Origin of the sequence: Nonomuraea sp. SBT364 (assembly GCF_001083785.1) — a bacterium.
In the GTDB taxonomy this organism is placed as follows: domain Bacteria; phylum Actinomycetota; class Actinomycetes; order Streptosporangiales; family Streptosporangiaceae; genus Nonomuraea.
Map to the genome: position 1 here is coordinate 14,909 of NZ_LAVL01000078.1, position 22,754 is coordinate 37,662.

The 22,754-nt window shown below is 71.8% G+C and carries 26 protein-coding genes; 18 read left to right on the forward strand and 8 right to left on the reverse strand.

Features of this window, described 5'->3' with window-relative positions:
• Window positions 1–237: 237 nt before the first annotated feature.
• Window positions 238–486, reverse strand: coding sequence for a hypothetical protein (locus ADY59_RS28485; RefSeq protein ID WP_231618929.1), 249 nt, complete (start codon window positions 484–486; stop codon window positions 238–240).
• Between the two features lie 343 nt (window positions 487–829).
• Here ADY59_RS28485 and ADY59_RS28490 point away from each other — a divergent pair, with 343 nt between their 5' ends.
• The 6 genes from ADY59_RS28490 to ADY59_RS28515 all read left to right on the forward strand — a co-directional run bounded on the left by ADY59_RS28490 (window position 830) and on the right by ADY59_RS28515 (window position 7,533).
• Window positions 830–2,365, forward strand: coding sequence for an XRE family transcriptional regulator (locus ADY59_RS28490; protein ID WP_231618930.1), 1,536 nt, complete (start codon window positions 830–832; stop codon window positions 2,363–2,365).
• Complete coding sequence (locus ADY59_RS28495; RefSeq protein ID WP_049568137.1) at window positions 2,362–2,847, forward strand: GNAT family N-acetyltransferase; 486 nt, start codon at window positions 2,362–2,364, stop codon at window positions 2,845–2,847. Before ADY59_RS28490 ends, ADY59_RS28495 begins: the two co-directional genes overlap by 4 nt.
• A 291-nt stretch (window positions 2,848–3,138) precedes the next feature.
• Window positions 3,139–4,359: a DMT family transporter gene (locus ADY59_RS28500; protein ID WP_197093908.1), complete on the forward strand. Its 1,221-nt coding sequence runs from the start codon at window positions 3,139–3,141 to the stop codon at window positions 4,357–4,359.
• 192 nt (window positions 4,360–4,551) lie between these two features.
• Window positions 4,552–6,255, forward strand: a complete 1,704-nt coding sequence (locus ADY59_RS28505; RefSeq protein WP_231618931.1) for a tetratricopeptide repeat protein — start codon at window positions 4,552–4,554, stop codon at window positions 6,253–6,255.
• Window positions 6,256–6,267: 12 nt separating this feature from the next.
• Window positions 6,268–6,720 (forward strand): hypothetical protein, encoded by a 453-nt coding sequence (locus ADY59_RS28510; RefSeq protein ID WP_156325793.1) that lies wholly within the window; start codon window positions 6,268–6,270, stop codon window positions 6,718–6,720.
• A gap of 30 nt (window positions 6,721–6,750) precedes the next feature.
• Window positions 6,751–7,533, forward strand: a complete 783-nt coding sequence (locus tag ADY59_RS28515; RefSeq protein WP_049568145.1) for a hypothetical protein — start codon at window positions 6,751–6,753, stop codon at window positions 7,531–7,533.
• On the opposite strand, the gene ADY59_RS28520 is transcribed toward ADY59_RS28515, so the two are convergent.
• From ADY59_RS28520 to ADY59_RS28530, 3 genes are read right to left on the reverse strand one after another with little or no spacing between them, the layout of a single operon-like run.
• Entirely contained in the window at window positions 7,515–7,961 is a 447-nt protein-coding gene (locus tag ADY59_RS28520; RefSeq protein ID WP_049568147.1) for an NUDIX hydrolase, read from the reverse strand. The genes ADY59_RS28515 and ADY59_RS28520 overlap by 19 nt on opposite strands.
• A gap of 4 nt (window positions 7,962–7,965) precedes the next feature.
• Complete coding sequence (locus tag ADY59_RS28525; RefSeq protein WP_049568150.1) at window positions 7,966–8,598, reverse strand: DUF47 domain-containing protein; 633 nt, start codon at window positions 8,596–8,598, stop codon at window positions 7,966–7,968.
• A complete protein-coding gene (locus ADY59_RS28530) occupies window positions 8,595–9,539 on the reverse strand; it encodes an inorganic phosphate transporter (protein ID WP_231618932.1) in 945 nt (314 codons plus the stop codon). The genes ADY59_RS28525 and ADY59_RS28530 overlap by 4 nt, the downstream gene beginning before the upstream one ends.
• Before the next feature lie 98 nt (window positions 9,540–9,637).
• Here ADY59_RS28530 and purU point away from each other — a divergent pair, with 98 nt between their 5' ends.
• From purU to ADY59_RS28575, 9 genes are all read left to right on the forward strand, one after another.
• The gene (gene purU / locus ADY59_RS28535) at window positions 9,638–10,489 is read left to right on the forward strand and encodes a formyltetrahydrofolate deformylase (RefSeq protein WP_049568151.1); all 852 of its coding nucleotides are present in this window, start codon (window positions 9,638–9,640) and stop codon (window positions 10,487–10,489) included.
• A gap of 35 nt (window positions 10,490–10,524) precedes the next feature.
• A complete protein-coding gene (locus ADY59_RS28540; protein ID WP_049568153.1) occupies window positions 10,525–11,388 on the forward strand; it encodes an SDR family oxidoreductase in 864 nt (287 codons plus the stop codon).
• Between the two features lie 60 nt (window positions 11,389–11,448).
• Window positions 11,449–11,784: a hypothetical protein gene (locus ADY59_RS28545; protein WP_156325794.1), complete on the forward strand. Its 336-nt coding sequence runs from the start codon at window positions 11,449–11,451 to the stop codon at window positions 11,782–11,784.
• Window positions 11,785–11,796: 12 nt separating this feature from the next.
• Window positions 11,797–13,197, forward strand: a complete 1,401-nt coding sequence (locus ADY59_RS28550; RefSeq protein ID WP_049568158.1) for a sensor histidine kinase — start codon at window positions 11,797–11,799, stop codon at window positions 13,195–13,197.
• The gene (locus tag ADY59_RS28555) at window positions 13,194–13,856 is read left to right on the forward strand and encodes a response regulator transcription factor (protein WP_049568161.1); all 663 of its coding nucleotides are present in this window, start codon (window positions 13,194–13,196) and stop codon (window positions 13,854–13,856) included. The genes ADY59_RS28550 and ADY59_RS28555 overlap by 4 nt, the downstream gene beginning before the upstream one ends.
• Before the next feature lie 87 nt (window positions 13,857–13,943).
• Complete coding sequence (locus tag ADY59_RS28560; RefSeq protein ID WP_049568164.1) at window positions 13,944–14,525, forward strand: hypothetical protein; 582 nt, start codon at window positions 13,944–13,946, stop codon at window positions 14,523–14,525.
• A 1-nt stretch (window position 14,526) separates the two neighbouring features.
• Window positions 14,527–15,084 carry a class F sortase gene (locus ADY59_RS28565; RefSeq protein ID WP_049568166.1) on the forward strand — a complete coding sequence of 186 codons (558 nt, stop codon included), beginning with the start codon at window positions 14,527–14,529 and terminating at the stop codon, window positions 15,082–15,084.
• Window positions 15,085–15,244: 160 nt separating this feature from the next.
• A complete protein-coding gene (locus ADY59_RS28570) occupies window positions 15,245–15,796 on the forward strand; it encodes a DUF4956 domain-containing protein (protein WP_049568169.1) in 552 nt (183 codons plus the stop codon).
• Window positions 15,793–16,581 carry a polyphosphate polymerase domain-containing protein gene (locus ADY59_RS28575; RefSeq protein ID WP_049568193.1) on the forward strand — a complete coding sequence of 263 codons (789 nt, stop codon included), beginning with the start codon at window positions 15,793–15,795 and terminating at the stop codon, window positions 16,579–16,581. Before ADY59_RS28570 ends, ADY59_RS28575 begins: the two co-directional genes overlap by 4 nt.
• A 90-nt stretch (window positions 16,582–16,671) precedes the next feature.
• Here the strand turns inward: ADY59_RS28575 and ADY59_RS28580 are convergent, their stop codons facing one another.
• The 3 genes from ADY59_RS28580 to ADY59_RS28590 are packed head-to-tail and all read right to left on the reverse strand — an operon-like array spanning window position 16,672 to window position 19,864.
• Window positions 16,672–17,022 (reverse strand): VOC family protein, encoded by a 351-nt coding sequence (locus ADY59_RS28580; RefSeq protein WP_049568172.1) that lies wholly within the window; start codon window positions 17,020–17,022, stop codon window positions 16,672–16,674.
• A complete protein-coding gene (locus ADY59_RS28585) occupies window positions 17,019–17,801 on the reverse strand; it encodes a helix-turn-helix transcriptional regulator (protein WP_049568175.1) in 783 nt (260 codons plus the stop codon). Before ADY59_RS28585 ends, ADY59_RS28580 begins: the two co-directional genes overlap by 4 nt.
• Window positions 17,802–17,809: 8 nt before the next feature.
• Window positions 17,810–19,864 (reverse strand): prolyl oligopeptidase family serine peptidase, encoded by a 2,055-nt coding sequence (locus ADY59_RS28590; protein ID WP_049568177.1) that lies wholly within the window; start codon window positions 19,862–19,864, stop codon window positions 17,810–17,812.
• Window positions 19,865–20,156: 292 nt separating this feature from the next.
• Between ADY59_RS28590 and ADY59_RS28595 the strand changes: the two genes are divergently transcribed.
• From ADY59_RS28595 to ADY59_RS28605, 3 genes are read left to right on the forward strand one after another with little or no spacing between them, the layout of a single operon-like run.
• Window positions 20,157–20,663 carry an HNH endonuclease gene (locus ADY59_RS28595; protein ID WP_049568196.1) on the forward strand — a complete coding sequence of 169 codons (507 nt, stop codon included), beginning with the start codon at window positions 20,157–20,159 and terminating at the stop codon, window positions 20,661–20,663.
• Window positions 20,664–20,705: 42 nt separating this feature from the next.
• Window positions 20,706–21,509, forward strand: coding sequence for a GNAT family N-acetyltransferase (locus ADY59_RS28600; RefSeq protein ID WP_063780808.1), 804 nt, complete (start codon window positions 20,706–20,708; stop codon window positions 21,507–21,509).
• Between the two features lie 9 nt (window positions 21,510–21,518).
• A complete protein-coding gene (locus ADY59_RS28605) occupies window positions 21,519–21,734 on the forward strand; it encodes an FmdB family zinc ribbon protein (protein ID WP_049568182.1) in 216 nt (71 codons plus the stop codon).
• Window positions 21,735–21,749: 15 nt separating this feature from the next.
• On the opposite strand, the gene ADY59_RS28610 is transcribed toward ADY59_RS28605, so the two are convergent.
• Complete coding sequence (locus ADY59_RS28610; RefSeq protein WP_049568184.1) at window positions 21,750–22,628, reverse strand: serine hydrolase; 879 nt, start codon at window positions 22,626–22,628, stop codon at window positions 21,750–21,752.
• Window positions 22,629–22,754 lie beyond the last annotated feature (126 nt).

Sequence of the window (22,754 nt, forward strand, 5' to 3'; positions counted from 1 at the left end):
GTGACGCGCACCCGGAAGCGCGTCGCGTTCCGTTTCCGGGGAGGGGGTCCCCGAACGTCCGCCTGGCGAGCCGGGCGGACGGGGTCTGGTCACTCTCTGTGATGGGCCGGAACCGGCGGGGCGGCCAGAGGTCCCCGTGGCCGGGGACCCTCCGCACCGGCCGCCCCGCCGGCTCCGCGAAGCCGCGGTGGGCGCGGTGAACCGTGGTGGCTGCGCTCCACCCGGATCACCGCCCTGTCATTCGCCCACCGCGGCGAGCACGCGGGCGACCTTGGTCGCCGCGCCGGCCGGATCGTCGACGGTGTGCATCCGCTCGCCCCAGGACCAGCAGTACCACCAGTCCGGAAGGTCGGCGGCCTGCGCCGGTCGACAGGTGACGTTCTCGGACAGGCTTGTCGCATTCGGATTGATCACTCGGACGAAAACGCGTCCGCTCTGTGTTCTGACCACTCGCGCGAGCATGCCGCGGGCGTCGAGCTCGGACACCAAACGCTCCAAATGCCCGAAGTTGTCGTCCCCCACCTTTCGTCCCTCCCTGTAATTCCGCTGCCGGTGCGCCAAAGATGACTCATGGTGGCGGGCGGCGCAACGCGTCCCCCTGCTCACAGGGAGTTGCCTTCTCACTCGGGGGATGTAAGAAACAGTCCGCGGTAGGACGATTCTTAACCGTAAGCTTCAGAGGAACGTTTTCAACCTGTCATGGATAGTCCATAGTCATGGTTAGGCGGACTGCAACCTAGACGCTACTCACAGTGACTAGGCTGTAAGCCGGTCAGGACTCAGCGTGAGAGGGGCCGGGATGTCCGGCAGACAGCATGGGGAAACGGAGATGGCGCGGCGGATCAGGGCCAAGGGCCTTGCCGTCGGCCGCACCGCAGCCCAGATCGCTGAAGAGATCTACGAGGCGACCAGCTCCCAGTACGGCACCACCCGGGTCAAGGCGCAGCGCCTGGCGTGCGGCATCGCGCTCGCCGACGTCATCGAACAGATCAGGGCGCTGTTCCAGCGTGACGACAAGGCGGCGCCCGGCATCGGCGAGACGCTGCTGTCCGCCTACGAGAGCGGGCTGAAGCGCCCCGGCCCCGAATACCTTCACTACCTGTGCACCGTCTACCGGGTGGAGCCCGCCGCGCTCGGCTACGAGGGGCCGTGCATCTGCGGTCACAACCACCGGATGCCCGGCACGGTCCCCCTCGACCTGGAGGGCCGGCACGGCGCCGCCCTGGCCGTGCCGCCCGACCTGCCGAAGCCCTCGGCCCACCCGGACAGGAGCAGCGACAGCGAAGAGGATGAGAACATCCTCCGGCGCACCCTTTTACAGCTTCTGTCCAGCAATCCGGGGCAGGCCCAGCTCGACGGGCCGGTGCTCGGCGCCTGTGAAGGCATCCGGCGGCGGATGGACTACACGCTCGTGTCGGCCACCGTCTCGCCCGCCATGCTCGACCAGTGGGAGGAGGCGACGCTCGCGTTCGGCCGGCAATACACCACCACGGCTCCGCTCAGGCTGCTGTGCGACGTGCTGCTGGAGCTGAGCGCCGTACGCAACGCCATGTCCCGGCGCCAGCCGATCGACCTCCAGGAGCGCCTGTGCCGCATGGCCGCGCAGCTGTCCGGGCTGAGCGGCATGATCATGATCAACCTCGGCGACCACCGGCTCGCCCGCTCGTTCTTCCGCACCGGGCGCACCGCCGCCGACGAGACCGGCGACCGCGCCCTGCGCGCCTGGGTGACCGCCCGCGAAGCGCTCGTCCCGCTCTACTACGGCGACGCCCGCGAGGCGCTCAACCTGGCCAAGAAGAGCCGCGACCTGGCCGGCCAGACACCGTGCGCCGCCCAGGCCATGGCGCCGGTCGTCGAGGCCAGGGCACTGGCCATGCTGTCGGGGACCGACAGCAAGAAGGAGGTCGTCGACCAGGCCAAACGGGCGCTGGCCCGGGCCCGCAACGCCTTCGCCCACATGAAGACCAACGACCAGGAAGACATGGCCTTCGGCTACACCGAGAAGCAGCTCTACTTCTACCAGGGCGACGTGCTGACCAAGCTCGGCCAGACCCTCGAAGCCGAGGTCGTGCTCGACCAGGCGCTGGACAAGTATCAGGACCACATCCTCGACCAGACGCTCATCAGGTTCGACCGGGCGCAGTGCCGTCTCATCGAGGGCGACCTCGACGACGCGCTGACCGTCGGCATCGAGGCGCTGAGGCTGCTCGGGCCCGAATACCGTACCGACTTCATCATGCGGCCGGCGCTGGCGCTCGAACAGGCGATCATCGCCAAGCAGCCCAACCACCCGATGCTGCCCGCCTATCGGGAGCAGCTGCGGTCGCAGCACCTGCTTCAGGGAGAAGGGAGTGGCGGTGCATGAACCTCCGCATACGCCGCTACCGCTGGTCTGACCTCGACACCATCCTCACCCTGCACCAGATCTGCCTCGCCGAGGTGGGCCTGACCCCGGGTGACGGCGTCTACTACGACGACGACTTCCCCCGCATCCAGGAGCTCTACCTGGCGTGCGGGGGTGACTTCCTCGTCGGCGAGACGGGCTCGCGCGTGGTCGCCATGGGCGGCCTCAAACCCGTCGACACCGAGACGGCCGAGGTGTGCCGGCTCCGTGTCCACCCGGCGCACCAGCGGTGCGGCTTCGGCGCCGCGATGCTGTCGGCGCTCGAAGCCCGGGCCGTGGAGCTCGGCTTCCGCTGCCTGCGCGGCGACACGACCCTCAACCAGGGCGCGGCCCTGGCCCTGTACGCGCGCCAGGGCTGGCGCGAGACCTCCCGCCGCCAAATCGGCCCGCTCACCGTCGTCTACGGTGAGAAGCGCCTCGTCCCGGCCACCGTAGAGCTCTAGCTCCGGTCCCTTTCCTCCCTGTCCGTGCGACGGCCCACGCCTGTCGCCGGGCTCGACGCGTGCCCGATTCCCCTTCTCCCGCGGGAGGCTGGAGGGGCGCTGCGATATGGGGGGAATCGGTGTTTCGGTCGGGCCAGAGGATAAGGTTGTCCGGTCCTTTGAGTGAGGGTCTTCACTCCAGGTGGTAGAGGAGCCTCACCAGACGCCGTCCGTGCCCCGGCGGCTGCGAATCGTAGTGGCATGCTTCCTGCCATGGCAGTCGTGCCCGCTCCCCGCCCCCTTACGGGAGCCGTGCTTCTGTTGTTCGTCAGCGCCGCTTGGGGGTCGGCGTTCCCGCTGATGAAGGATCTCATCGAGCGGTTACCGGTGGAGGATCTGCTCGCCGAGCGCTACTCGCTGGCGGCCATCACTCTGCTGCTCATCCGGCCCCGCTGCCTGCGCGGGCTGTCGCGGGGGACGTGGGTCAACGGGATCGTCCTGGGGGTCATGTTCGGGGTCGGGCAGGCCGCGCAGGCGGTGGCGCTGGACAACCTGTCCGCGTCGGTCTCCGGGTTCGCCGTCGGGTGCAACGTGGTGATCACGCCGCTGATGGCGCTGGCGTTGTTCCGGGTACGGGTGCCGGTGCGGGTCTGGATCGGGGTGGTGCTGGCGCTGGCCGGGATGACCGTGTTCACGCTGCTGCGCGGGTCGGAGGACCACCCGGTCGAGATGCTGGCGCTCGGCGTGACGCTCTCGGCGGCGGCCCTGTATTCCGGCCACACCCTGATGCTGGCGCGGCTGTCCAGGAAGGGCGAGACCTTCAACGCCTACGCGCTGACCGTCATCCAGCTCGGCTCCATCGGGGCGCTGACCGGGGTGCTGGCGGTGCGCGACGGGATCTCGCTGCCGGCGACCGTGCCCGACTGGGCGGTGCTCGCGCACCTGTCCGTGATCTCCTGCGCGCTGGGGTTCCTGGCTCGCTCGTACGGCCAGGCGCACGTGCCGGCGGTGGCCGGTGCGGTGCTGATGTCGTCGCAGCCGTTCTGGGTGTCGGCGATCGCGGTCATCTGGTTCCAGGAGCAGCTCGGCTGGAGCATGGTGGTGGGCGGCGGGCTGATGGCGGCCTCGATGCTGCTCGCGGTGCCGTCGTCCGGCGCGGTCGACGAGTCCGCCGCCGAACGCCGCCGCCTGCTCGTGGTGTCGCGGCGGGCCTCGCGGGTGCTGGGCGAGCTCAAGGTCAAACGCGGCGACCCGCTGAACCTGACCGGCGCCGTCACCCCGGTGCTCGCCAAGAGCGCGTGCGCGGACACCGGGAAATGCCCATGGAACGAGCATTCCATGAAGGGTGTCCGGGAACCCAGCCTGGAGCGGCTGATCGAACGGGCGACGCTGATCGTGCGTTCCAAGAACCTTTCGACCCCGGGGTGCTGTCAATCGGTGACGCTGCTGGGACGATGCCTGTGCGACCTGATGGCGGAGTCCGAGGAAAAGGGATCTTCACCCTCATTGCCTGGCTGGTTTCGGCCCCAATAGGGCACATATCACCACAAAATAGCAGGCGCTTCTGTCAATTAGTCTCGCACTTATTCACCGTTAATCTTGATAATCGCTGGAGTGTCCGAATAATAGAATTAACCCCCAGTGGAGGTGCACCATGAAGCGCATCGCCGTCCGCAAGCCCGGAACCGCGCGGCTAGGCGGGACCTCCAGCGTCATTCACAAGGGGTGATCGAGGACAGGTCCCACCTCAAGGTCCAGGGCGGTCCGCCCGCCCGCACTCCAGAGGCGCGGCCGCTGATGCCGATGATCGACGGGCATCGGCGGCCGCGCGGTCCTTACACGGTGGGAGCGGCCTTGCTGGCCCACCTCGTCCCGGCCGTTTTGGAACGGTCCGCCGGCCTGGTGGCCTCCTACGACATCGAGATCAGGGCGGTCGCGCCCGAGGTGCGGCATCTCGTCCCCGCCAGGCGGGTGACCGTGGACGCCGGCCTGCCCGACGACGAGCGCATCCTGGTGCCCGCCCCCCGCCGTACGCTCCGGCTGGCCAACGGCATCGCCGAGTTCGTCCGTACGGCCGTGCCGCCCGGCAGCACGCTGGCCGTGTGCAACGGCGACCAGGCCGACCCCACCGACGCCGAACTGATCGACGTGCTGATGCGCCGCGTCCCGGCGTCCACCCTGGCGATCACCCTCTACTCCGGCGGGCCCGAGCCGCCTGCCGACACCCGTGACGCCGGCGAGCTCTGGAAGCTCGTGGACCGTTGCGTACAGGAGGGGTTCCTGCCGGCGGTGGCGGAGCTCGCCGAGCGCGGCCTGGCGCTGACCGAGCCGGGTGGCGAGCGGTGGTGGCGGTTCGCGCAGCGGGCCGCGACCGCGCTCGGCGGGCTCGGGCGGCGGGAGGAGGCTCGGGCGCTGTGGGAGCAGGCCCGCCGCTCCAGCCGGGACCCCGCCGTGCACGCGGCCTGCGCGTACGGGCTGGCCATGCTGGACGCCCGTGACCCGGACGGCGCGCGGCGCGACCTCGGGCGGGCCCGGGGGTGGATCAACGAGGCCATCGCCATCTCGACGCTGCTGCCCGACCCGGCGCAGCGGGCGTTCAAGCTGGGCTTCGACCGCAACGGGCTGGCGCTGATCGAGTTCAGGCTGGGACGGCCCGACCGGGCGCTGGAGCTGGTGGAGTCGGCCATCGAGCTGGCCCGCGAGCTGGGGGAGCGGCATCCGGTGCACCGCATGGTGCTGCTGGCCAACCGGGCGCAGCTGCTGGCGGCGATGGGCCGGGCCAAGGAGGCGCTGGAGGACTACGCCGCCGCCGTCGCGATCGACCCGATGTTCCCCGACTACTACCTCGACCGCGGGAACCTGCTGGTCAAGCTGGGCCGTGACGCCGAGGCGCTGGCCGACTACGAGGCGGCGCTGCGGGTGGGGCCGCCGTTGCCGGAGGCGCACTACAACCGGGCGGAGCTGCGGATCGGCCGGGGCGACGCCGAGGGGGCGCTGGCCGATCTGGACCGGGTCATCGACCTCGACCCGTCCTATCTGGACGCCTACATCAACCGCGCCGGGCTGCTGGCCGCCCTGGAGCGCGACGAGGAGGCCAGGGCCGACGTCACGGCGGGGCTGGCGCTGGAGCCCGCCAGCCCGCACCTGCTCACGGTGCTCGGCCAGCTGGAGACGGCGGCCGGGCGGCTGCCGGAGGCCAGGCGGGCGCTGGACCTGGCCATCGGCCTGTCTCCCGGGCTGGCGGCCGCGTGGGGGAACCGGGGCGTGCTCCGCTACGAGGCCGGCGACCTGATCGGGGCCGTCGCCGACCTGACGCAGGCGATCACGCTGGAGCCGCAGCCCGACCTGTACGCGAACCGCGCCGTCGCACTGCGCGCGCTGGGCCGTACGGCGGAGGCCGAGGCGGACGAGCTGCGCGCCGCGCAGTGACATCATTGCCGCATGGCAGGACGAACCGGGCGGTCAGCGGGGGTGTACGCGGCACTCGGGCTCCTCTGGTGGGCCACGATCCGGCTCGCCTGGACCGGGATGTCCTGCGGCGACTGGCCGTGCCTGTTTCCCGCCACCGCCACGCTCGTCCTCATCACCGCCGGGGTCCTGGCGGGGGCCGCCTGGGCGCTCGGCCACGTGGGCGTGGCGAACGGGCGCCGGGTGGCGGTGAAGGCGGCCTGGATGCTCGCGGTGCTCAGGCTCGCCGGTGAGGCGCTGCCGTCGTGGAGCGCCTCCTGGCCGCAGGCGATCAGCGCGGTGGCGGCGTTCGCGGTCGCCGGCGGCGCGGCCGGGCTCGCCACCACGCCGGGCCTGGCCGCGAGGTGGCGCCGGCTGACCGGATTCGGCGTGCTGGCGCTCGTGCCGCTGGCCCTGATGGCGATCTGGCTGCGCGCGCCACTCTGACAGACGCCGGAATGCCGTTACGGTGGGCGGGTGGGCTTCAACGCGCTGCTACATGATCTGCAACCGGGAGCCGGTGCCCAGGCGGCCGGCATCAGCAGGGGCCACGGCGGCCCGCCCGCGCGCACCGTCGCCATCAGGTCAGGGCAGCACCGGCTGCGCTGCGCCTCGCTGCTCAAGCCGCTGTACGCGTGGGTGACGGCCGGGCGCATCCCCGACGCCGAACGCTGGCGCCGCCACGCCGAGCCGGCCGTGGTGATCTCCTCCAACTCCGACACCCGCAGCCTCTGGCTGGCCGTCGGGCCGCTGGTCATCCTCGACGACATCTACCAGCGCACCGGCGTCTCCTGGCCGATGCACAACGGCGACCCGTCGCGGTTCGGCTCCGTCGAGGTGGCCGCCGAGGAGGTCGCCCTGGCCTACGCCGCGCTCGCCCAGGCGGCGCTGGCCGGCGACCCGGTCGCGGGTGACGTGCTGGAGTGGATGCGCCGGGTCGAGGGCTCGCAGGCGTTCGGCGCCCGCGAGGTGCTGGACGCGCCGGAGGCCGGGGTCAAGTGCGGCTGGTTCGGCGAGCCGGACGAGACGTGCCTGCGCACCCACGCCGTGGCCGTGCTGCCCAGCGGCGGCACCCGGGCCACGGTCGTGGTCGCGCTCACCGCCCAGCCCTACACCGACGCGCACGAGCGGGAGACCTACCACGCCAGGGTGGCCGAGGGGCAGCCGGTGGAGGGCGAGCACGAGCGGGTGTCGGGGCCGCTGTTGCGGGCCCTGATGGCCGAGACGCTGGCCGAGCTGGGCTACCGCGACGCGCCCTGACCCAGCTCGGCGATGACCTCGGCCAGGGTGGGCGGGTCGACGCGGTCGGGCAGCTCGCGGGCCCAGCTGTGGCCGAGGTAGGCCTCGCGCTCCTCCGCGGAGAGCTCGGCGGGCTCGACCGCCGGCCGGGCGGCGTCGAAGCGGGCCAGGAAGAACGACTCCGTCTTGACGTAGCGCACGCCCAGCCAGGTGAAGTCGCGCTCCACCGCGACATGCCGGTCCAGCACCGCCGAGCCGGGCAGCCCGGTCTCCTCGGTCAGCTCGCGCCTGGCCGCCTCCAGCGGCGTCTCGCCCGGGTCGAGCCCGCCGCCCGGCGGCTCCCACACGTCCTCGCCGCTGACCTTGTCGTACCAGTGCATCAACAACACCCGGCCGTCGCGGTCGAGGCAGACGACCCGGGCGGCGGGGCGGTCGCTGGTGAGTTCCATCGGGTCAGCGTTTCATGGCCCCGTCGGCGATGGCGTCGGCGGCCTCGCTGATCGCGATGCCGACGATCTCCAGGCGGCGTACCAGCTCGCGCTCCTTCATGGCCTCGGCCGTCAGCTCGCCGGAGAAGATACGGGAGATCTCGTACTGGTACATCCGGCGGATCGCGCTGCCCGTCTTCTTCGCCTCCAGCGCGTCCTGGACCACGGCCGACGGGCTGGAGACCAGGTCGCGCACGGCGTTCTCCAGCGCGTCGATGCCGACGATCACCTGGTCGAGCAGCGGCGTGAAGCGGATCTGGTCCTTCACCTGATACAGGTGCGACTCGCGGACGAAGTCGCGCAGCGAGTCGAGCACGTCGTCGATCGAGCGCGAAAGGCGGAAGAGGTCCTCCCGGTCGATGGGCGTGACCAGGGCCGACTTGAGCTCCTCGACCAGCCGGCGGCGTTCCTCGTCGCCGAGGTGCTCGATCGAGCGCATCTGCTCGTGCGCGCCCGTCCTGCCCACCTCGCCGCCGATCATCGCCATGGCCAGCCAGGCGCCCTCCTTGGTCGCCTCCAGCTGACCGAGCAGCGCGTCCGACAGCGCGCTGTCCATGCGTCCGGCGAGCAGGTCCCGGATCCGGCGCAGCCGCCTCACCCCGCAACTCCCTTCCCCGCGTACGCCGCCAGGGCGGCCAGCAACGCGCTGGCCGGCAGCGTCAGCAGCCACGCGATCACGATCTTGACCGCGGCGTACCAGCGGACCCGGCCGCCGCCGTGGTTGACACCCGCGCCGATCAGCCCGCCGGCGATGGCCTGCGTCATGCTCACCGGCATGCCGAGGGCCGAGCAGCCCAGCACCGCGGCCCCGGCCGACAGCTCCGCCGACACGCCGTGCAGCGGCCGGAAGGCGATGATCTCCCGGCTGAGCGTACGTCCCGCCTTCGGCAGGCCGTACAGGGCCCCGACGCCGAACAGGACGGCCACCAGCGACGTGTACGGCAGCGGCGCGTCCGAGAAGCCGAGCGCGATCATGAAGACGGCGAGCATCTTCTGCCCGTCGTTGGCCGCGTAGGCGACGGTCTGCAGCAGGAAGCCGGCCCGGTGCCAGTTCCACAGGCCGCGCGCGGTGGTGAGCTTGACCAGGACCACGGTCACCGCCCACGCCAGCAGCCCGCCGACGATCGGGGCGGCCAGGCCGAAGGCGAGCACCAGCGCGACCGACCCGGCCGAGACCGGCAGCCCCCAGCCGAGCCCCGCCCCGGTGAGGCCGCCGACGATGGCCAGCGTGAGGCTGGTCGGCCGGCCCTTGGCGCTCAGCACCAGCACCACGGCCAGCGCGCTCAGCACGGCGATGATGGTGGCGATCCGGCCGCCGGGACCGTCGAAGGTGGCCAGCCGCGTCACGAACGTCAGCGCCACCTGATGCGTCGCGAGCGGCACCGCCGCCACCAGGACGACGAGGGTGACGATGCCCGTGACGGGCCGGACCGTGGGCAGCTTGAGACCGGTGGCCAGCAGCGCCCCGCCGTCGTTCATCCCGGTCACGACCGCGAACAGGCCCGCGATCGCGACCAGCAGCACGGCGTCGAGCGGCACACGCACTCCTTTCGTGGAAAACGTCCGTATTGTCCAAATACCTACCCAAGATCGGCTGGATCAGCCGACCCGGGCCTCCCGGTAGGCTCGGACGCACCATGAGCGCTGCCGAATACGTCCTCACGCTGTCCTGCCCGGACCGGCCCGGAGTCGTGGCCGCCGTCGCCGGCCTGCTGGCGCGGCACGGCTGCAACATCACCGAGAGCCAGCAGTTCGGCGACCAGGAGCAGGCGCGGTTCTTCATGCGGGTGCAGTTCACCTCCACGCTGCCGGAGGACGAGGTGCGCGCCGAGTTCGCCGCGCTCGCTCCGGAGTTCGGCATGCAGATCCAGCTCCGCGACACGGCCAGGAAGCCGCGCGTGCTCATCATGGTGAGCCGGTTCGACCACTGCCTCAACGACCTGCTCTACCGCGTGCGCTCCGGCAGCCTCGACATCGAGATCGCCGCCGTCGTCTCCAACCACCCCGACCTGCGCCCGCTCACCCAGTCGCACGGCATCGACTACCACCACCTGCCCGTCACCCCCGACACCAAGCCCAGGCAGGAGGCCGAGGTGCTGGCCCTGGTCGAGCACTACCAGGTCGACCTGGTGGTGCTGGCCCGCTACATGCAGGTGCTGTCGGAGGGCCTGTGCGCGAAGCTGACCGGCCGGGCGATCAACATCCACCACTCGTTCCTGCCGTCGTTCAAGGGCGCCAGGCCCTACCACCAGGCGCACAGCCGGGGCGTCAAGCTGATCGGCGCGACCGCCCACTACGTCACCTCCGACCTCGACGAAGGCCCGATCATCGAACAGGAAGTGGCCAGGGTCAACCACAGCCACTCGCCGGAAGACCTGGCCGCCATCGGCCGCGACGTCGAGTGCGTGGCCCTGGCCAGAGCCGTGAAATGGCACGCCGAGCAGCGGGTTCTTCTTGACGGGCACAAGACGGTCGTGTTCCCCCGCTGACGTTAACCGGCCCCCGGCCGGGGCAAGGCGTCGGCATGCCAGAACAACCGAACTCCACACCACCCGCGCAGGAGCAGCCGTACCCGGGCCACACCGGGCAGATGGCGCCCGAGCCGCGCGACGAGATGCGCGGCTACGCCGGCCGGGGCCTCCTGGAAGGCAAGCGCGCACTGGTCACCGGGGGCGACTCCGGCATCGGCCGGGCCGTCTGCGTGGCCTTCGCCAAGGAGGGCGCCGACGTCGCCATCGCCTATCTGAGCGAGCACGAGGACGCCAACCACACCAGGAAACTCGTCGAGGAGGCCGGGCGGCGCTGCGTGCTCATCCCCGGCGACCTGGCCGACCGCGACCAGTGCCTGCAGGCCGTCGAACGGACGGTGGCCGAGCTCGGCGGCCTGGAGATCGTCGTCAACAACGTCGCCTACCAGGCGCCGGTCGACTCCCTGGACGAGCTGACCGACGAACAGTGGGAGCACACGTTCGCGGTCAACATCCACAGCTACTACCGGGTGACCAAGGCCGCGCTGCCGCACCTGCGCGAAGGCGCCGCCATCATCAACACCTCGTCCATCAACGGGCTGCGCGGCAACAAGACGCTCATCGACTACGCCGCGACCAAGGGCGCGATCAACGCCTTCACCTACTCGATGGCGCAGAACCTGGTCGAACGCGGCATCCGGGTCAACGCCGTGGCGCCCGGCCCGGTCTGGACCCCGCTGATCCCCGCCACGTTCCCGCCGGAGAAGGTGGACGAGTTCGGCAAGCAGGTGCCGATGAAGCGGGCGGCCGACCCCGACGAGATCGCGCCCTCGTACGTGTTCTTCGCCGCGGAGCGGCTCTCCTCGTACTACACCGGCGAGATCCTGGCGCCGATCGGAGGGGAGACGCTGCCCGGTTGATGAGAGCTTTCTCATCTCAGGCTCAGCGTGGTCTCCTCCGGAGGCGGCATGCTCGATGCCATGAAACGTCGAGCACCCCTGGTCGTGATCCTGGTCGGTGTGGCTCTGGCCGGGTTCATGGCGTACGGGCTCGCGCAGGTCGCGGGAAGGGGGCCGGAGCTGGGCGGGCCCGTCGTCGTGTCGCACACCGCGAACTCCGGGGGCACCCCGGCCACGACCCCGGAGCGGACCGCGACCCCGGGGACCACACCCCCCGAGACGCCCACGCCCACACCCACGGCCTCGCCCTCGAAGCGCAAGACCAAGGCCGAGCCGGTCAAGCCGCCGTCACCGAGGCCCGGTGGCGACGACGATGACGACGGCGGCGACGATGACGGCGGCGATGACGACGACTGATCAGGCTCCGGCATGCGCGTGACCGCCCGGGGGCGGATCGTGGGCTGGATGCTCGCGGTCGTCGGCCTGGCCCTTTCCGTGTCCATCTTCGCCACCTGGACCATCCTGCTCAACCGGCTCGACAGCCGGATGGAGTCCGAGCTCAGCAACGAGGCCGAGAAGCTGCGCCGCTACGCCGCCACGGCGCTCGACCCGCAGACCGGGCAGCCGGTCGCCGAGGTGGCCAAGCTGATGTCCGGCTACCTCGCCTACAACCCGCCCGACCGGTGGGAGACGTTCTTCAGCATCGTCGACGGCTCCCCCGACAAGGAGAGCGGCGTCACCCCGCCCGCCGACCTCGACGGCGACGGCGCGTTCGTCGCCCGGCTCGCCGCAGCCACCGAGCCGGTCGACGGCAGGTGGGAGAGCGCCGCGGGGACCGTGTGGTACGCGGTCATCCCCGTCACGGTGGCCGGTGACCCGCGCCAGGGGCACTTCGTCATCGCGCTCTTCTACGACCAGTACCGCGACGACACCACGGACGCCATCCGCGTGCTGTCGCTGACCGCGCTGGGCGCGCTCGCGCTGGCCGGCACCGCCGGCTGGTTCGTCGCCGGCCGGGTGCTCGCCCCGGTGCGGCTGGTGCGCCAGACCGCCGAGCAGATCAGCGACTCCTCCGACCTGACCCGGCGGCTCGACGTGCCGGGCAACGACGACGTGGCCGCGCTCGCCGCGACCTTCAACACCATGCTCGACCGGCTGGAACAGGCGTTCGCCGTGCAGCGGCACTTCGTCGACGACGCCGGGCACGAGCTGCGCACCCCGATCACCGTCATCCGCGGCCACCTGGAGCTCATGGGCGACGACCCGGCCGACCGGGCCGAGACGCTCGCCCTGGTCACCGACGAGCTCGACCGCATGAACCGGATGGTCGACGACCTGCTCACGCTGGCCAAGGCCGAGCAGCCCGGCTTCCTCGACATCGACGAGGTCGAGCTCGCCGACCTCACCGTCAGCGTGGTCGCCAAGGCGCGGGCGCTCGGCGATCGGCGCTGGCGGGTCGACGAGGTGGCCGAGGCCCGCATGCCGGCCGACCGGCAGCGGCTCACCCAGGCCATGATGCAGCTCACCGCCAACGCCGTCCGGCACACCGGCGACGGCGACCTCATCGCCGTCGGCTCAGCCGTCCGCGACGGCTCGGTGGAGCTGTGGGTCCGCGACAGCGGGCCAGGCGTGCCGCCGGCCGACCGCGAACGCATCTTCCGCCGCTTCATGCGCGGCTCCGGCCGTACGGGCGGCCACGACGGCGCCGGGCTGGGCCTGGCCATCGTCACCACCATCGCCGAGGCGCACGGAGGCACCGTCACAGTGGTGGACGCCCCCGGCGGCGGGGCGTGTTTCGTCATGACCATTCCGCTCCGGGAGATGCTGTGAACCGCATTCTGATCGCTGAGGACGAGGCCAGGATCGCCTCCTTCCTGGAGAAGGGGCTGCGCGGCAACGGCTTCGTCACCGCCGTCGTCGAGGACGGCGTCGCGGCCTACGACGTCGCCAGCAGCGGTGCGTTCGACCTGCTCATCCTCGACATCGGGCTGCCGCTGAGCGACGGGTTCACCGTGCTGCGGCGGCTGCGCGAGGCCAAGGTCGCCCTTCCCGTCATCATCCTGACCGCCCGTGACAGCGTCACCGACACCGTCGCCGGGCTGGAGGGCGGGGCCGACGACTACATCGCCAAGCCGTTCGCGTTCGAGGAACTGCTGGCGCGGGTGCGGCTGCGGCTGCGCGCCGACCGGGCGCCCGAGGTGACCGTGCTCCGGGTCGCCGACCTGGCGCTCGACCTGCGCACGCGGCGGGCGTACGTGGGGGAGCGGTCGGTGGACCTGTCCACGCGGGAGTTCGCTCTGGCGGAGGTCTTCTGCCGGCACCCCGACCAGGTTCTGACGCGCGAGCAGCTGCTGAGCCACGTGTGGGGGTTCGACTTCGACCCCGGGTCGAACGTGGTGGACGTGTACGTGCGTTACCTGCGGCGCAAGATCGGCGCCGATCGGATCGAGACCGTCAGGGGCACCGGGTACCGGCTGCGGGCCACGTGACAGGTCTCTCATGTGGTGCTCACGGTGGGCCAACCGGCGGGCCGGAGGGTGGAGACGTCCACAGGAACGGCTCCACAGGAGGCACCGATGGTACTGGCACTACGGCGGCTGATGCTCGCCATCGCGATCGTGTCCGGGCTGGGCATCGCGAGCATGCCGCTCGTCACCCCCCACGCGCACGCCACCACCACCCCGGCCACCACGCACGTCACGGCGGCCGACGACGATGACGACGACGATGATCGCCCGCGCGGCGGCGTCGACACCGGCCACGGTGGCACGGTGCGCGACGACGACGACGATGATCGGCCGCGCGGCGGGGTCGACACGGGCCAGGGTGGCACCGCCCGTGACGATGATCGGCCGCGCGGCGGGGTCGACACGGGCCAGGGTGGCACCGCCCGTGACGATGATCGGCCGCGTGGCGGGGTCGACACCGGTCAGGGTGGCACCGCCCGTGACGACGATCGGCCGCATGGTGGGGTCGAGACCGGGATGGGCGGGTCGGTGGTGGTGGAGGGGAGCGCCACCCGGCTGAGCGAGCAGCGGGCCGTTTCGGCGGAGAGCACGGATGGCACCGGCGTCACGGCGGTGCTGCTGGCCCTGGGCGGCATCAGCGTCATGCTGATGGGCGCGTACCTGATCTCGCGGAAGCTGGGCAGGGGCTGACGTGGCGGCGCGACGGGCCCAGGCCGCACTCGCCGCCTGCGTCATCGCCGTGACGGCCGCCGCCTCGCCGGCGAGCGCGGCCACAGCGCCGGTGGGCGCCGGGGCGGTGGTCGCCGTACGGGACGCGGCGAACCCGGTCACGTTACGCATCCCGTCCATCGGCGTCACCACCAGGGTGGTCCCGCTGCGGCTCGACACCGAGGGCCGCCTGGTCGCTCCCGAACGGTTCGACCGGGCGGGCTGGAACCAGGCGGGCCCCGAGCCGGGGGAGAAGGGCGTGGCGGTGATCGCGGGCCACGTCGACTCCCGCACCGGCCCCGCCGTCTTCTACCGGTTGCGCGAGCTGAAGCGGGGCGCGCGCATCCACGTCGACCGGGCCGACGGCACCACGGTGACCTTCACGGTCTCCGGCCTGGCCCGCTATCCGAAGAACCGGATCCCCAACGCGAAGGTGTACGGATCAGGCAAGGGCGCCCAGCTCCGCCTGATCACGTGCGGCGGCGACTTCGACAGGAAGCGCCGCAGCTACCGCGACAACGTGGTCGTCTTCGCCTCCTAGAGGAACACCGTGCCGCCGGGGGACCCTCCCCGGCGGCACGCGCATGAGAACTCCCTCACGATCGCCTCACTGACGCTTCACCGCCGCTCGCCAGGCTGTTCACCAACAGCTCACCATTACGGAGGCAACCTTGCGAGCGACCACGATTCTCGGGTTCGCGATGGACCTGGCGGCGATCATCACGCTCGCCTACGGCCTGTACTTCCGCCGCCATCACCGGCGCGACCTGTTGTTCGCCTACGTCGCACTGAACGTGGGCATCTTCGCCGTGGTGTCCCTGCTGCTCGTGCAGAGAGTGGACCTGGCGGTCGGGTTCGGCCTGTTCGGCGTGCTGGCGATCATCCGGCTCCGCTCGGACGAGATCACCCAGGAGGAGATCGCCTACTACTTCGTGGCGATCGCGCTCGGCCTGGTGAACGCCATCGCGGCGACCTGGCCGCTGACCGCGCTCTTCCTGGACGTGGTGCTGCTGACCGTCATGTACGTGGCCGACCATCCACGCCTGCTGGGCCGCACCCGCCACCAGGTGGTGACGCTGGACGTGGTGCATTCCGACCCGGCCGTGCTCCGCGCCGACCTGGAGAGCCGCCTCGGCGCGCAGGTGCTGCAGTGCGCCGTCACCCAGGTGGACTACGTCCGGGACGTGTCCGTGGTGGACGTCCGCTTCCAGGTGCCGCAGACGCGCGAGACGAAGGCGGGGGCGTGGCGATGACGGACGCGGGGATCCTGCTCGCCGGGGTGGCCGCCGAGCTGCCGCCGGTCACGCTGGAGGAGGTCACGGCGACGTCGAGGCTGATGTCCCGGGTGGACCGCAAGTATCTGGTCAACGCCGCCACGATGGCCCGGCTCGCGGCCGAGCTCGGTGACGGGTTCGCGGTGCTGCGGATCGGCGGGCGGCGCCAGTTCCGCTACACCTCGACCTACTTCGACACCCCCGACCTGCTCACCTTCCGCCATCACCGGCAGGACCGCCGCCGCCGTTTCAAGATCCGTACGCGCACGTACCTGGACGGGGGCGGCCGGTGGCTGGAGGTCAAGCTCAAGGGCGCGTCGGGCAACACCGACAAGCATCGCATCCCGTACGACGTGGCCCCGTCGGACGCGCTCACCCAGGAGGCGCTCGACTACGTCACCGACACGCTGGCGGGCGGGCTGCGGCTGGCCCGGCCGGAGTCGCTCGGGCCGGTGCTGTCCACCGACTACCGCCGGGTGACGCTGGTCGACAGGTCGGGCTCGGCCCGGCTCACCTGCGACACCGGGCTGGTGTACGGCGACGGGCGGCGGGCGCTGGCCGCCCGGCACGACCGGATCCTGCTGGAATCGAAGTCGGCGGGCGGCGACGCGGCGGCCGACCGCATCCTGCGCCGGCTGGGCGTGCGGCCGGTGAGCGTCAGCAAGTACTGCCTGGGCGTCGCGGCGCTGCACGGCGTGGCGGGCAACCGCTGGCATCCGGTGCTGCGCCACTACTTCCCGAGGCCGGCCGGCACGCCGAAGTGATCGCCGCACGAGGATGTGGCCGTCACCGGCGGGACGGGCATGCGCCCAGGCGTCGCCGGCGGGCTCTCACACCTCCGGGCGGCGCGGCGGTCAGGGGCGGTAGGTGCCGAAGTACCAGGTGTTGCCCTGCGGGTCCTTGCAGCCGTACTCGCGGGACCCGTACGGCTGGTCGGTGAGGCCCATGGTGATCTCGGCGCCGGCCGCCCTGGCCCGGTCGTGGTGGGCGTCCACGTCGTCGACGGCGACGTAGACGCCGGGCCCGCCGGTGACGCCGGGGCCGACCATGACGAGGTCGTCGCCGACGAGCAGCTCGGCGTGCTCGACGGCGCCCCGGTCGTCCTTGGACAGCTCGTGCACGGTGAACCCGAAGGCCCGGATCAGGAAGTCGATCCCGGCCTCGCAGTCCTGGTAGCGGGCCCGGGCGTAAACGGTTCGCGTCATGTTTCCCAGTCTGCGGCCGGCACGCGCCAGGGTCTTGGACATATCTGACCGGGTGTCGTGTCGCCCAGCGCCCTGAACTCGCGGTTCATGTGCGCCTGGTCGTAGAAGCCGCACTCGGCGGCCACCGTGGCGATGCCGCGACCGGCCCGCAGCAGGCGCGCCGCGCGGGCGAACCGGATGACCCGGGCCGCGGTCTTGGGCGTGAGCCCGATCTGGTCGTGGAAGCGGGAAACCAGGTGGCGGTGGCTCCAGCCGAGCGATTCGGCCAGCACCGGCACGCCGAGGTCGCCGCCCGACCTCAGCAGCCGCGCCCACGCCCACGCCACCTCGGGGCCCAGCTCCGGCCCGGCCCGGATGCGCGCCGCCAGCAGCCGGTCGGCCAGCGCCAGCCGGCCGCGCCACGACCGGGTCTCGGCGAGCCGGGCCACGAGCGTCGCCGCCCAGGGGCCGAGCAGGTCCTCGACCGGCAGCACCCGGTTCGTCAGGTGCCGCATCGGGATCCCGTACAGGCGTCTGGCGCCGATCGGGGTGAGGTCGATCTGCACGCCCTCGATCGGCCCGGCCGTGCGGGTGGGGGTGAAGCGGTCGGTCAGGCCGCCCGCGAACGAGATCACCCGCTCGCCGGCGACCTCCATCGCCTCCCCGAAGTGCACGATGAGCACCGAGCCCGGCATCGCCGCCTCCGCCCGCGTGACCGGCCCGGCCTGGCGGTAGGCGCTCAGCCGGATCGCGTACGGCCGGAGGGCGGCGCTGGGCGCGACCTCCAGGACGTCGAGCATGCCTCCGACTATAGGCGCAGATGTTTGGCCAGGAAGGTGAGCGTGTCGGCCGACAGGTCGACGCTGCGGCTGATCGAGCGGGCGCCGTGGCCCACCTCGGTCTCGTTGCGCAGCACGATCGGCCGGTCGCCGGTGGAGGCGTGCTGCAACGCCGCGCACATCTTCCACGCGTGAAGGGGATGCACACGCGTGTCGGACTGGAAGACCGTGAACAGCGTCGCCGGATAGTTCACCGACTCCACCACGTGATGGTAGGGCGAGTAGCCCAACAGCCAGCCGAACTGCTCGGGATCGTCGGCGGAGCCGTACTCGACGTTCCACGTCGCGCCGAGGCCGAACCGCTCATACCGCACCATGTCGAGCAGCGGCGCCGAGCAGACGGCCGCCTCGTACAGCTCGGGGCGCTGCGTCAGCGCGGCCCCCACCAGCAGGCCGCCGTTGGAGCCGCCGGAGATGCCGAGCCGGTCGGCCGTCGTCACACCGGTCGCGATCAGGTGCTCGGCCGCCGCGTGGAAGTCGTCGAACACGTTCTGCTTGTTGCCGAGCATGCCCGCCCGGTGCCACTCCTCGCCCTCCTCGCCGCCGCCGCGCAGCTGGGCGATGGCGTAGACGCCACCCGCCTCCACCCAGGCCAGGATCGACGCCGAGTAGCCCGGCGTCATGGACAGCCCGAACCCGCCGTAGCCGTACAGGATGGTGGGGCGCGGGCCCGAGCCGGACACCGGCGAGATCACCAGCATGCGCACGTCGGTGCCGTCCGCGGACCGGTAGACCACCTGTTCGGTGCGGACCGGCGGCACCACGACGGCGCCCGGCGACGCCGCCCAGAGCGACGTCTCGCCCGTCCTGGCGTCGTAGCGCTGGATCGACGGCGGGGTGGTGTTGTCGGTGTAGCCGAACCAGGCCTCGTGGCCGCCCTCCGGCCGCTCGGCCAGGCCGCCGATCGTGCCCAGCCCCGGCGTCGGCACCTCGCCCAGCCGCTCGCCGGTCTCCAGGTCGTGCACGGTGATCTCGCTGATCGCATGGCGCGTCCAGCTCACCAGCATGACCGGGCGTTCCAGGTCGTCGAGGATCGCGAAGTCGGACAGCACCGCCTCCGGATCCTGCGGGATCAGGTCGCGCCAGCTCTCGTGGCCCGGCTCGGCCGGGTCGGCGACGCAGATCCGGGCACGCGACGCGTCGCGGTCGGTGTGCACGTAGAGCCTGCCGTCGCGGCCGAACACCAGCCCCGTCTGCGCGTCGACGCCCTCCTGCACCACGCGCAGCGCCGGCCGCTCCGGCGGCGAGGCGGTCAGGTCGGCCACCCACAGGTCGTTGCGCGGCGCGGTGCCCTCGCTGGCCGACACCTGCAGCCAGCGGCCGTCGCGCGACACCGAGACGCCGTAGTAGTTGGTCATCTTCATGCCGTCACCGAAGATCAGCACGTCGTCCTCGGTGGACGTGCCGACCCGGTGCAGGTAGACGCGCCGGTGGAACTGCCGCTCGTTCTCCGGCAGCTCCGTGGCGGGCAGCCGGCGCACGTAGTAGTACGCCTCGCCGCCCGGCAGCCACGCCACCGGCGAGTAACGGCAGCGGTCGATCGGCCCCTCGACGCGCCCGCCCGTCGCCACGTCCAGCACGTACAGGACCGACTCCTCGGTGCCGCCCACCGAGATCTGGTAGGCGAGCAGCCGGCCTTCCTTGTCGGGCTGGACCGTGTCGAGCGTCGTCAGCCCCGTCGCGTCCAGCGCCATCGGATCGATGAGCGCCCGCTCCTTGCCATCGGCGTCGGCCACGTAGTAGACCGCGTGCTCCTGATCCGGCGTGCGGCGGCTGAAGAACCGGCGCTCGCCCCGCCACGTCGGCGTGCCCACCGACCCCGACCTCAGCAGCTCCCCGATGCGCTCCTTGAACCGCTGCGGCTCCGCCTCCCGCTTGAACAGCTCCGCCTGCGCGAGCAGCCAACTCTCCGTCTCCGGACTGTCCGGATCCTCCAGCCAGCGGTACGGGTCGGGCACGGGCGTCCCGTGGACCAGATCGACGGTCTCCTCGCGGGGTGCGGCTGGATAGGGCTCTCGCGTCATGCTCGAACCCTACGGCAACGGCGAAGGCGCCGTGGATGGCGTAAAGCCCAGGTGATGCGGGCATAAAACGTACCGTGCGTCCCTCTGGTCATTCCGGCTGGAGGTTAAGGGGTGGCGGGGACCACGCGGGAAACGCCAGACTGCTGACAGGACGGTGCCGTGGTGTCCATCCGCTGGACCGTCCGGCGGAGGTCCACGTGACGGGAACGTCCAAGCCCCAGGAGGGGCGAATAGCCGGGACATGCCGTGGCATGTCTCCTTTGATACGCGCGCAGCGGGGAGAGGCCCGATGATGCGCCAAGTCCTGCTGCTGAACGCCACCTACGAGCCCCTGACCACGCTCTCGCTGCACCGCGCCATCGTGCTGGTGCTGCGGGAGAAGGCCGACGTCGTGCACCGCGACGGGCGGGGCGCCGTGCTGCGCTCCGCGAGCTGCACGCTCGACGTCCCCTCGGTGATCAGGCTCAGACGATACGTCCGCATCCCCTACCGGTCGCGCATCCCCCTGACCAGGGCCGCCCTCATGCGGCGCGACGACTACCGCTGCGCCTACTGCGGGCAGCGGGCCGAGACCATCGACCACGTCATCCCCAGGTCGAGGGGTGGCCCCCACTCGTGGGAGAACTGCGTGGCCTCGTGCTCGCAGTGCAACCACCGCAAGGCCGACAAGTTCCTGGAGGAGCTGGGGTGGACGCTGCGCGTCGCCCCGGCGGTGCCGCGGGGTGCCCACTGGCGGCTCATCGGCGCCTCGCTCGTCGGCGACCCCCAATGGGCGCCCTACCTGGAGGCCGCCGCCTGAAAACCTTTGTGTGCCTTCGTCATGCCCTGGCACCATGCACGCATGTGGACCATCACGACCGACGTCGAGGCGTACGCCCGAGAGGCTGAGCCGTTCCTGCTGAGCGACCCGGTGGGCAACACGGTGCTCCTCACGGTGCTCGCCAACCTGCGCCGGGGCATGCCGGCCGAAGGCGCCTACTTCGGCTGGTGGACCGACGGCGGCCAGGTGCGGGGTGCGGCCTTCCGCACCCCGCCCCGGCCCATCTGCCTGGGCCTCATGCCCGCCGAGGCCGTCCCCCCGCTGGTCGAGGCCCTCGGCGGCGACGTCCCCGAGATCGTCGGCCCGCTCGAACTGACCCGGGCCGTCGCCCGCACCCTCGGCCGCGACGGCGACGTGATCAGCGAACGCCTCTACCGGCTCGGCACCCTCACCGTCCCCGACGTGCCCGGCTCCGGTCGCCTCGCCACCGGCGCCGACCTGCCCATGCTCGTCGCCTGGACGCAGGCGTTCTTCGCCGAGGTGAAGCTCAACGCCGGCGAGGACATCGCCGCCGACACCGCCCGGCGGATCGCCGCCCGCGAGCTGTTCCTCTGGGAGGACGACGGCACCCCCGCCTCGCTCGCCGGCCTCTCGCCCGCCGCCGGCGGCGTCTGCCGCATCGGTCCCGTCTACACGCCGCCGTCGCGGCGCAGGAGAGGGTACGGCGCCGCCGTCACCGCCTTCGCCAGCCGCACCGGCCTGGCCGAACGCTGCGAGGAGGTCGTCCTGTTCACCGACCTGGCCAACCCCACCAGCAACGCCGTCTACCGGTCGATCGGCTTCGAACCCGTCTCCGACTACGCCCAGGTGACCTTCCAGGCTTAACCTGGTGGCATGCCGCGTTACGACTACCGCTGCCGCGCCTGCGGCTCCACGTTCGAGCTGTCCCGCCCCATGTCGGCGTCCGACGATCCGGCCACCTGCCCCGACGGGCACGCCGACACGGTCAAGCTGCTGTCCACGGTCGCCATGACCGGCTCCGCCGCCACCCCCCGGCCCGCCGGTGGCGGTGGCGGTGGCGGCTGCTGCGGTGGAGGGTGCTGCGGGTAGCTCTTCCCGTACGGGTCAGAGCGCCGACGCCGTGACCGCCCGGACAGCGAGCTTGGCGACGTGCTCCACCGTGGCGACACCCGTCGCCATCGTGGGGCTGCGCTCCGACAGCACGGCCACCAGCAGCTCGTGCCCGTGCACGACGAGACGCCCCACGCTGTTGACCGTCCACAGGCCGTCGTGCGCGTCGGCGGGCAGCCAGCCGTTCTTCAACGCCGCCCGCTCGCCCGCCGCGCTCACGCCCCACGCCTGCGACGGCTCCACCGACGACATCAGCCCGAGCGCGTAACGACGGTTGGCCGCCGACACCGGGCCCGCCGGATCGGTGAGCCGCTCCAGCACCCGCACCTGGTCCGACGGCCTGCTCATGGTCGCCCCCCAGTACAGGCCCGACCCCGGCGTGGTGTGGCGCACCCCCTGCGCGCGCAACATCCCGGCCAGCCCCCGCCGGCCGCCGATGGTCAGGTAGAGCTCGTGCGCGCAGTCGTTGTCGCTGTAGCGGATCATTCGTGCGGCCAGGGTCCGCTCGTAGGCGTCCAGCTTGCGGTGCTCACGCTGCCTGCGCAGCAGCAGGGCCAGCAGGATGTCCACCTTCGCCACGCTGGCCAGCATGAACGGCTCCCGGTCCCGGAACGCGTACCGCACGCCCGCGGTCCTGTCGTACACCGCCACCGCCACCCTGCCCGGCCGGCCCTTCACGTACCGGCCCAGCGTCCGGTCCAGCCGCGCCCGCGCCTCTCCGGACAGCTCCCCGCCGGTCCCGGCCGCCTCCCGGGGGACGTGCTGGGCCACCACCCCCTGAGCGGCGGTACGCGGCGCCCCGGCCCGCACCTCGGCGCAGCCGGACACGGCGACCAGCAGGACGCCTAGCAGCGAGATCCCCCGAGCGCGCATGCAGGCGAGCCTGCCACCCCCGATGTCAACCCCCGGGGTCACCCAAGGTCAAGCCACTCCCAGTTTCCCCCGGATCCCGCACCCCCCCGGCCGCCCCTCCCGCCCCGGCGGGCCCCTCTCTGAACG